A 9,909-nucleotide genomic window follows, 5' to 3' on the forward strand; every position below is an offset into this window, starting at 1 on the left:
AATGCAGACAATGACGCTGGAAATAGCAACGTGCTTATCCCGATCGAAGTGATTTTTCCACTACTAAGTATTGCTCATCGATATCTTGTTTATCCAACTTATCCGATACGTTCTCGTAGCTATCGCGTTTAATCGCCGCCGCATGACGCAGCAACACTGCACGGTCTTTGCGATCGCAGGTGTAATCAGCTATGGTGGCGATCGCTTCTAGCAAGCGAATTATCACCGCCACATCTTGTTTACCATACTGGCGAATTTGGTTAAAAGCAGCATCGACTAGACCTTCAAACGTGACTGGCTCAGCAATGACGCGCAACTCGTGCCGTTCGTCGTAGCGGTAAGGAGAGGGAAACTGACGCTGAACCAAGCGAGATAGCCCTGCACTCAGTTGGTCGATACACCGGATTGCGGTAAACGGATCGTTGACAGAGGGAGAAATGGCGCGTAAAGTAATTTCTACTAATTGGTTGATGGGAAACTCTACATCCTGCTGTTCGGTGCGTTGTTTACCTAAAATAAAGGCATCGTTAATTTTATTGGTTAATTGGCGATTTACCCGCTCTGGAGGATATGCCGTGACTAATGCCTGGTCTTTTACGACAAATTTTCCTGGGCGATAGTTGATGCGTAGCAATAGCCGCTCCCGACAGGCAATTTTCATTAATTCTTCGTCGTCGATCGCTTGCACGTAGCCACTGTTATTCGCTTTAATTTTGCAGGCTTCGGTATCAAAATTATCTGGAATTTCTGTTAGTGGTTGTTTGAATTCCGGCTGGTTAACACCAATATGTTCGGGAAATAAGCGATCGACTGCGCGGTCTAGATCGGCTCCAGCTTCAGAAATAACGTGCGATGCTTGAATAATTGTCGAGGCATGATGGATGAAGTAAATTAACATCCCGATACTAACTAATGCTAGCCCTGTAGCAACTGTAATCGAGATTTGCGGTATGAAGCGATCGTAATCATCTCCATCGCCGCGAATCGTTCGCAGCACCAGCAAGCAGTAAATAAATGTGGCAATAAACGTGCCGAGAACCACCTGATTGCCAGTGTCTTGCATGAAGTTACGCAGCAATCGCGGTCCAAAATTGGCAGCAGCTAGTTGAAGTGCGACAATCGTAATCGAAAAAGCGGTTGCCGCAACTGTAATCATCGAACCAGAAACAGCTGAAAGTACCTCTCGCGCTCCATCTGTGCTACCAACGTAAATCCAACCCCAACTTTCTAGAGGTCCATAATAGCCTTCGCGATCGAGCGTTAGCATCGTCACTGCTAAGGCGATTGTGCTACCAGGGAAGTCATTTCTAAAAATGGCAAACGGTGAGAATTTACCCAAAATCTCACCTCAATATTGACTGTACTCGCTCCTAGTTCGCGCACAAAAATGTCTGGCTGGGGTTCTGCTTCGACTCCGGTAACTCCCAAAACGGCATTATGTAATATTTGTTTGACAGTGTTAATATCTGCATCATAGGCAACACCCACTACCACAGAACTACGGCGAGTTTCACAGGCAGTATTATTAGTAATAATGGCAGTGAAAACTTCTTGATTGGGAATATATACAACTCGCCCGTCATAAGTCCGAAGAGTTGTTGCTCGCAGTTGAATTTGAGTCACCGAACCTTCAAATTCTTTAATTGCAATTCGATCGTCTAAACGAAAAGGACGGGAAGCAAGTAAAACAATACCGGAAAAATAATTACTTAAAACATCTCGCAAGCTAAAACTAATTGCTACGCTTGTCAAGCCCAACGTTCCTACTAAAGTAGCAAAATCTAACCCCAAAACACCCAAGGCAACAATCGTCCCCACTACCCACACGCCACCATAGACTAAACGACTGACCAAAATTTTAGAGTTGCGATCCACTTCCCAACGTTGTGCCCCTACCAAAGTCAGACGACGCAAGCTAGCAGCAATCAACCAAGCAACAGCGATCGCTAGCAAAGCTCCCAAAAATGCAGGTAAATTGTCGATCGCATCCCGCTGAAACTGTCGTAAAGTAATCCAAAGCCGTTGTCCGACATCAATCGCTAATGGCGGACGCTCGAACGCTTGATTCAACTCTGCTGCCCACTGCTGCGCCAGCTTGTCTACAGGCAGATTAAAATCTTGGGCATCCTGTTGCGTTACGGTCATTAATACCCGATTATTCACCTGCAAGGTGGCAATACCTCTTTCGGGATCGGGAACAACGGTGACGGCGCTGCCAGTTTGTGATTGTGCCAAAATGCCAGCAATGCGCCGATTTACAATTTGCGCTCGTTCGGTGGCGCTAAGTTCGCCCAAACTGCCAATTTGAAACACGGGCTGTCCTCTGACAATAACATCGGCAAAAAACAGCCCGTCGCTAGGAATTTCTTCTGGGGCGCTGGTTTGGGGGGTGACAGGTAAAGGAGAAATTTCCTCCTGCACTAATCCTTTGCTGGCTGGTAAAAGTAGAAAAATTGCGATCGCGATCGCAGTTGGAATGTTACGGGTGATGATGGAACGATTACCTGGTAAAAACAGAGTTGGCATTTCTAATAACGCAACACCGCAGCTAAAGAATTATTCCCAGGCACTTGCTCTGGCTCTACTGCATATACCGTACCGCCGTTAAAAAGTGTATGTAAAGCCGCTAAATCCATCAAGTCCTCATCCCCAGGCTGATGTTCTTCGTGTAACTCTACCTCGCTGGTATCGGGATGAAAGCGTCCCCACTTTTGCAACCCTACGGGAACAAACAAAGACTCAACTCGTTGGTAATAAGCAGAGGGAACGACTTCTTGAATGTTAGTTGCAGTTTTTCCCGTTCCGGCTAGTTCTTGATAACGGGCTGCGGTTTCTTGTTGCGATCGCTCGAAATGAGGCTGGACGATCTCCCACGCCTGTGCGTGTAATTCCTCTGCTTTGAGTTGGTCTGGATTTCCGGTCACGCCTTCATCGAGCAAGTAGGGATATGTGTTTGCCTGCTGATAAATTGGCAAGAGATAGTCAACACCTGCTAAAACTAAAGGCGATCGCCGATCTTTGAGCAATTCCTGCAAACCACTATCTACCTTGCGGAAATAGCGCAGGATGTTTTCTTTTTGGTCGTCATTGCCAGCACCTTGACCGTGAAACATGGCAGCGCGATCGCCTCCTCGCCCTCCAGATGTCCCTGTATGGAACTGGAGGCTCTTTTCGGGGTCGTCGTACCGCAATGCCTCAGCAATACTAGTTGGCACGTCCTCTAACTCAATTTCGCTGACACTGTAGCGCGTTCCTTGGAATAATCTCACTTGGTTTTGACTCAGTGCCAAGATGTAGAATTGTCCATCACCTGAAAGCAAAGGTAATATGGGCTTGAAGTGAAAGCGATCGGTGACTACTACAAGTTCGTCAAAATTGAGCGGCAAGCAGTAGTAACCAAACATATCTGCCGAGATGAAAATTGCCAGTCCATCACTCTGATGTTGCCAAAACTGGAAATCATCGAGCTGTTGCGCTCTTGCGAGTAAATCTCTGGCATCTTGCGCCCGCATTCCAGTGGCAATCAATTTTTCTTCTGCTTCCCGCATCAGATTCTTGAATCGAATCGGGTCTTGTTGCGTCTGCGTCCCCAGCTTATGAGTTGGCATGTAAATGGAAACGCAAGTCCCCGATTTATCAGATGCCAAAGTCAATAGCTCGTCAACTGAAATTAGTCAAAGCTCCAACTATTGCCCCTCCTGCCGCACCGATGCCAGCACCAGCTAGAGTAGCTGCGATCGTCCCGCCTGCCAAGAATGGACCTACCCCAGGAATAACTAAAGCTTCCAGACCGACGAGTAAGCCACCGATACCACCCAACGCCGTACCAGTAACAGCACCAATCCCAGCACCTTCTTGAGCTTCAGTATTACCGCGTTCCGCTTCGGTGCGATTTCTTTTCAGCTCGTCACGATCTCGAACATCAACCCCAGAGATTGCTTCGTTACGGTCTGCATCTTTAGCCAGTAGAGAAACTTTATCCATCGAGAAGCCTGATTCTCTCAGTCCATTGAGAGCTGCTTCTGCTTCGTTTCTGCTAGAAAACGTACCAACAGCACGCTTGTATTGTTGAGTTACCATTTTTTCTCCTGAAACAATTGCAATTGTGCTTTCGCGAACTTATTTTTCTCAGTGGTGGCTTTCACGCGATCGCGCTGATTCGAGCAGATTTATTGCTCAAAGCGATCGCGTTAAACAAACAGTTATCCCACCTACTTCTAGCTTCAAACCTCAATGTGACCAGAAAATGACATAAGAGCGATCGAGATTGAGATTGAGATTTGAAAAACTCCTCAATTCGATTGAACATCTAGCTTCGTCTGAAAATGGCTTAGAGAATTTAACGAAATTTAGACTTAGGGGTGATGCAACTACATACGTTCAATTTATTCTATTAGTAAAGTAATAAATCCTTGGTTTTATATCAGTTACAAGCATTGGATTCAAGCCAAAATCTCTTTAGTAGTTGCTGCATGACTAGTCGAAAGCTAATGAATTAGCTTCTCATTTCCACTCTTTTGGCAAAAAGTATTGGTCAGTTCGAGCGGATTTAGATTACCGAGCTTTAGGTATTGAGGTGGAAGGTGGTATCTTGTGGTTTTGGATCGGGAGCCATGTAGAGTACGACAAGTTAATCGATCGGCTATAGTCAGCGCATAACAACCGTGTTGTAGCGAACAGAATTCAGATTCTGACGATTGTACAAAGATTACTAGCAGCCGCTCAACCGCACTCGTTCCTTCATTCTGCTAATTGCGATCGCGGGATCGAACACGAGTTTCAAGGTTACTTACCTCTAGATGCTCAACTGCAAACCACAACAATCGTAATTGTAGGTCTAGTTGTAGGACATCTATCAATGTGGGAATTTGGTAATGGGTAGTTGGTAGTTGAATAAAAAGTTAGATGCCATAGGAGTTAGGGAATTCTAAAAGAAGATACCCTATTCAACACAAAAGTTAGAGGAAGTTTTACCCATGACTCCAAATCAAGTCCCTGAAACAGATCGACAGAAAGAAACTGCCCAAGTCCCTTCAGTTCGATTAGTTGAAGTTATTCAAAGTAGCGAACCTGAAGAAAATTCAAACATACCTCATGCTAGTACTTATTCGGAAAAGACAGATCGCCTTCGCGCATGGAGCGATCTAATTAAATCAGCTTCCAAGTTTATTTGGATTGGTGTTGTTATCGTAATCGTTCTACAACTCTGGGGTGGATTTGCAGTTAGCAATATCAAAAAGCACGATGGAGGTAGCTCAAAAGCGATTACGGTTACAATTCCCCAGGACAAGCAACTTTCAATCTCGAATGATATTGCAGCAGCAATTGGAAAAGCTTATGCGAGTGCCGAATCCTCTGTGGAAAAGAACTTGGATCGATGGCAGAGTGATGTTATGGAGCGTGTAGACCACCCCTTCCTAGATTGGTATTACAACTATTTCACTCAGTTAGGTATTGGTGTAGAAGCAATTTGGGTTAATATTACAACGCCGTCAAATGAGGCAAAAGCCGAGAAACTAATTGGAGGCTTTCAGAAGGAGTTTACTAAACAGGTGTTACAACCACCACTCATGCAACTTGAAATGGAACGCTTTACGCGAGAAGCGATCGATACCTATGTCTCTGAAGCTAATAGTGGATTAGTCGGAGTTCAAAGTAGCTATGAAATTCCTCAACCAGTTTGGGAGAAATTTTTAGAGGGTCTAGGAGGTACGGTTTACAACACAGGTAGTAAGGAACAGGATTTGCCTCTCAGGGCACTGTCACGCGGTACGGGTTATGTAGCAACCACTGCAATGATGCAAGCTGTTGGCGCAATCGGTACTAAAAAAGTTGTTACGGCGACAGCAAGCAAAGTGGCTTCCAAAGCAGCTACCAAAATCGCTACTAAAACAGCAGGAAAAGTTTTAGCTGAGGGAGGTGGGATGACTGCTGGGCTTGTGGGCTTAGATTTGATCAATCCAATCGCAGGGTTAGGAGTTCTAGCCTGGGACATCTGGGATCATTACCACACAGTCAAAGTGGAAAGACCGATCATGCGTGAGAATCTTGAAAAGTACCTGAGTGAAGTCAAGGATTCGTTACTCAATGACAAAGAGAATGGTGTTTTGTCGTCAATCCACGAGTTTCATGACGGGATTTATGACAGTTTAAAGCACAAAGCTCCAGCTATCCAGTAGAAGCAATATTTAACAACACTCTGTAGCGGACGGTCGAAAGCTATTGGTGAGAATGCCGAAGTAATCTACCGTTGCTCAACAAACTCGCTATCCCACTTAGTTGCCTGTGGAGACGGTGCTTGAAGCTTATCTATTGGTAGTAAAAACAACCAAGCCCGCTATATATTTTCAGCAATAATCTTCACGACTTGATTTTTTGTGCCAGCCAAAGACATTTATCATGACACCGTAAAACTTGCTTTACAAAAGGATGGATGGACAATTACCCACGATCCATTTCCACTTCAAATTGGGAAAAAGCGTCTGTCTGCCGATTTGGGTGCAGAACGCTTAATCAGTGCTGAAAAAGGACTTCAAAGAATTGTTGTCGAAGTGAAGAGTTTTGTGGGACAGTCTGACGTAAAAGATCTAGAACAAGCATTGGGGCAGTATGTCTTGTATCGCCAAATTCTTAACGAAATGGGGGTTGAACGAAGTCTTTATCTGGCTGTGTCTCAAGCAACCTTTAACAGTGTATTCGCTATAGAATTAGGACAGATATTACTCAAAAATCAGACTGTTAAGTTAATTGTCTTTGATGCTGAAAATGAGGCGATCGCGCAATGGATACCCAGTTAAAATACCGAAGCATCATTAAGAATATTCTCAAAAATCATGCTGACTATCGTGCAACTCTACCTGATGGTTATACCTCTCAAGTTATATTTGATGATGAACGAGGGCAATATCTAGTTCTGGATATAGGCTGGAACGGCGATAAATATCTCCACGCAACACCTATTCATCTGAGTTTAATTGGTGATAAAGTCTGGGTGCAGTACGATGACACGGAAGAAGGCGTAGTCACCGATCTAATGGAAGCAGGTATTCCTAGAGAGAGTATAGTGCTTGGATTTCGACATCCAAAAGTACGACAGCATACAGGTTTTGCTGTGGCATGACGATCGCAAGTAGCGATCCATGAGTCACAATTTAATAGTAAAACTGTCACGTTGATGAAAATCGGCTTGCGTACCGCAATGAGTTAATGCCCAATATGTCATTTCACCAGATTGTGACTGAAGCACAGACGCGATCGCAATTTCTATTTTCTGCTCTATTTCTACAATTTTATCTAAATTGAGTTCGAGATTCAACAATAAATAATTGGGTCGATTATGTACGACAAATGGTAGTGATGTAAAGGTTACTTCTGGTTGCATTCCTTGACGATAATCTTCAAAATGATAGATGTTCCAGTTTCCAGAAGGTGAAAGGTTAAATTCCCAATATTGGGGAGAACCTTCAATTCCTAGAAAGAATTCTAAACAGGTTTGCTGCCATAAATTATCTTTACGAGTAGGCGAATTTGTGACTGCTGGAATGGCTAATTCTGCTAACTGTCCCAAAATCTGGTATTGAATAGTAAGTTTATTGAACTGCCGATCTACAATACCTGAGATTTCGAGCTGAGGCTGTGGATTATCGGAGGGAAATGGCTTCAGGAAAAAAGTGCGATCGCTCATTTTAAACCTTGTTTTAAATCTCGCACGATCGCGCAAATAGGCGATTGTTGAGTTTCAATACTTTGAGTCAGCTGAAATTGTACCAGTGCCCTGACCAAATTATGTTCTGCATATTTCACCTTAGAGAAGTGAACGTTACCTACTAAATAGTCGGTAAAAAACCGCAATCCTAATTCAAAAGCTAACAATCGGATTGAGTCGTATATATATTCGTAATCTTTTTCAGTTAAAAAGTTTTTTGCTTGTGAAATATAGCCTTGTAAAATAGATTGGGCGAGTTCTGTTTCAAATCGTACTTCTTGCCATTGTTGAGTTTCTTCACCCAAAGAATTACAACTCGATCGCAGGCAATCACCGATATCGTAGTGGATTAAACCAGGCATGAGTGTATCGAGATCGATAACACTGACGGCTCGTCCTGTATTGGTGTCAAACAGAACGTTATTAACTTTAGGATCGCCATGCATTAAACGCAAAGGTAATTCTCCGCTGATTTTTGCATCTTCTAAAACACTTACCCAATTTCTACGAGTTTGAATAAACTGCAAACAAAAATCTATTTCAGGGGATTTGCTTTTGTCATGTTTTGCCAGCGCTGCATCATATTGTTGAAGGTAGCGCGGTGTAATGTGAAATCCTTCCAGCGTGACAGCTAGCTTTTCAGGGGGTAAATCGCTGATGAGATTATGAAACGTACCAAGGGCGTAACCAGCCTCTCTAGCGCGATCGCAATCTGTAATAGTGTCAAAAGATTGTGCGGCTTCGATAAAGCTAATTGCGCGCCAGAATGCTCCTTCAGCATTCATCCAATATTCCCGATTATCCTGCGTTAGGATGACGCTCGGTATTTCCCAACGGCGATCGCTACTCCAATCTTGCAAGCGCTGGGTCGCATGGTCGGTAAAGACGCGCACATTCTGCATTACCAGTTCTGGCTGGTGAAATACATGCGTGTTAATGCGTTGTAGAATAACGTGTTTTTGAGTTGAGTTTCTCAGCGTGACGAGAAAAGTATCGTTGATATTACCGTTACCAAAAGCTTGAATCTCTACAATTTGACCTTCTACGTCAAATTGGCTGGCGATCGCCACCAGATTATCTATAGTTTTGCTTTTTAGATCGATCTCTTTTATCATATGTGTTCCGATTGTTGGTGCGTTTCGCTTATCGGTCGAATCACACCATTTGCCTTGCACTAAGACAAGCTGACAACCGGATATTATGCATCTATCTATAGGCTGAAGCAGGTAGCTTTTACTAAACTTTGCAATATCAGTTAATAGGGAGCAGGGAGCAGGGGGACAAGGAAGCAGGGGGTAGAGCAACAATGGTCAACCATCAACTAACAACCAACGATTAATGACCAATGAGAAACAATTAACTACAGACAGGATTATGGGTTCCCCAGAATACAAATGGCTGGAATGGGCAAAAAAGCTAGAGGCGATCGCGCAAACTGGTTTGACTTATACCGAAGGAGTGTTTGACAGAGAACGCTATAAATCTCTACGGGCGATCGCGGCGGAAATTATGGCAACTTATAGTCATGTCGAGCCTAGCTATGTTCTCGATTTATTTTCTCAAGAGGTTGGTTATGCTACCCCAAAAGTAGACGTGCGGGCGGCGGTTTTCCAAGAAGATAAGTTATTGCTGGTAAAGGAAAAAGTAGATGGTTGTTGGTCGCTACCAGGAGGTTATGCTGACATAGGCAACTCTCCTAGTGAAGTTGTGGTGCGCGAAGTTCAGGAAGAATCAGGATATCTCACCCGCGCCATCAAATTACTTGCTGTCTACGATCGCGATAAGCAGGGACATCCACCTTTCCCTTATGCTGTTTACAAGTTACATTTCTTATGCGAACTTATTGGTGGTTCTCCATCATCTAGCATTGAAACTGACGAGGTAGCTTTTTTTGGCGAAGATGAAATTCCTCCCTTGTCTTTGACACGGGTAATGCCTACTCAAATTACTAAAATTTTCCACTACCATCGCCATCCAGATTTACCAACTTATTTTGATTAACCTCAATGTAGAGACGTTACATGTGTAGAGGCGTTACATGTAACGCCTCTACACTGTCTTATTTTGCTCTAGTCATACCAATTCTATTTATCCTTGCACTAAATCGGTCGCTCATAGCCCCCCTTGTTAAACGTGAGTTCGATGAGAAAAACTAGCCAAAAAGAAAACTGAGACCTATGCTCAAAATACACACACAATAGTCT

Annotated in this window: 10 protein-coding genes and 1 pseudogene; 5 read left to right on the forward strand and 6 right to left on the reverse strand. The window is 43.8% G+C overall.

Features of this window, described 5'->3' with window-relative positions; genetic code table 11:
• Window positions 1-34 precede the first annotated feature (34 nt).
• From DSM107010_RS17705 to DSM107010_RS17720, 4 genes and pseudogenes are all read right to left on the reverse strand, one after another.
• Window positions 35-1,339: a DUF2254 domain-containing protein gene (locus tag DSM107010_RS17705; protein WP_241994254.1), complete on the reverse strand. Its 1,305-nt coding sequence runs from the start codon at window positions 1,337-1,339 to the stop codon at window positions 35-37.
• A complete protein-coding gene (locus DSM107010_RS17710; RefSeq protein WP_106166245.1) occupies window positions 1,276-2,526 on the reverse strand; it encodes a mechanosensitive ion channel family protein in 1,251 nt (416 codons plus the stop codon). The genes DSM107010_RS17705 and DSM107010_RS17710 overlap by 64 nt, the downstream gene beginning before the upstream one ends.
• 2 nt (window positions 2,527-2,528) lie before the next feature.
• On the reverse strand, window positions 2,529-3,653 hold the full coding sequence (locus DSM107010_RS17715; protein WP_241994255.1) for a baeRF7 domain-containing protein: 1,125 nt from the start codon (window positions 3,651-3,653) through the stop codon (window positions 2,529-2,531).
• 19 nt (window positions 3,654-3,672) lie between these two features.
• Window positions 3,673-4,080, reverse strand: a pseudogene (locus DSM107010_RS17720) (signal transduction histidine kinase LytS); the annotation flags it as partial.
• Between the two features lie 17 nt (window positions 4,081-4,097).
• Between DSM107010_RS17720 and DSM107010_RS39725 the strand changes: the two are divergent.
• The 4 genes from DSM107010_RS39725 to DSM107010_RS17735 all read left to right on the forward strand — a co-directional run bounded on the left by DSM107010_RS39725 (window position 4,098) and on the right by DSM107010_RS17735 (window position 7,120).
• Entirely contained in the window at window positions 4,098-4,250 is a 153-nt protein-coding gene (locus DSM107010_RS39725; protein ID WP_181246282.1) for a hypothetical protein, read from the forward strand.
• Between the two features lie 726 nt (window positions 4,251-4,976).
• Window positions 4,977-6,179, forward strand: a complete 1,203-nt coding sequence (locus DSM107010_RS17725) for a hypothetical protein (RefSeq protein ID WP_106166247.1) — start codon at window positions 4,977-4,979, stop codon at window positions 6,177-6,179.
• A 198-nt stretch (window positions 6,180-6,377) separates the two neighbouring features.
• Window positions 6,378-6,797, forward strand: coding sequence for an element excision factor XisH family protein (locus DSM107010_RS17730; RefSeq protein WP_106166248.1), 420 nt, complete (start codon window positions 6,378-6,380; stop codon window positions 6,795-6,797).
• Window positions 6,782-7,120 (forward strand): XisI protein, encoded by a 339-nt coding sequence (locus tag DSM107010_RS17735; protein ID WP_106166249.1) that lies wholly within the window; start codon window positions 6,782-6,784, stop codon window positions 7,118-7,120. Before DSM107010_RS17730 ends, DSM107010_RS17735 begins: the two co-directional genes overlap by 16 nt.
• Before the next feature lie 24 nt (window positions 7,121-7,144).
• Here DSM107010_RS17735 and DSM107010_RS17740 read toward each other — a convergent pair whose 3' ends face one another.
• Window positions 7,145-7,684: a DOMON-like domain-containing protein gene (locus DSM107010_RS17740; RefSeq protein WP_106166250.1), complete on the reverse strand. Its 540-nt coding sequence runs from the start codon at window positions 7,682-7,684 to the stop codon at window positions 7,145-7,147.
• Entirely contained in the window at window positions 7,681-8,820 is a 1,140-nt protein-coding gene (locus DSM107010_RS17745) for a phosphotransferase enzyme family protein (protein ID WP_106166251.1), read from the reverse strand. Before DSM107010_RS17745 ends, DSM107010_RS17740 begins: the two co-directional genes overlap by 4 nt.
• Before the next feature lie 223 nt (window positions 8,821-9,043).
• On the opposite strand from DSM107010_RS17745, the gene DSM107010_RS17750 reads away from it, so the two are divergent.
• Window positions 9,044-9,706, forward strand: a complete 663-nt coding sequence (locus DSM107010_RS17750) for an NUDIX hydrolase (RefSeq protein ID WP_181246283.1) — start codon at window positions 9,044-9,046, stop codon at window positions 9,704-9,706.
• The last annotated feature ends 203 nt before the right edge of the window (window positions 9,707-9,909 follow it).

It is taken from the genome of Chroococcidiopsis cubana SAG 39.79 (assembly GCF_003991895.1).
Lineage (GTDB): Bacteria > Cyanobacteriota > Cyanobacteriia > Cyanobacteriales > Chroococcidiopsidaceae > Chroococcidiopsis > Chroococcidiopsis thermalis.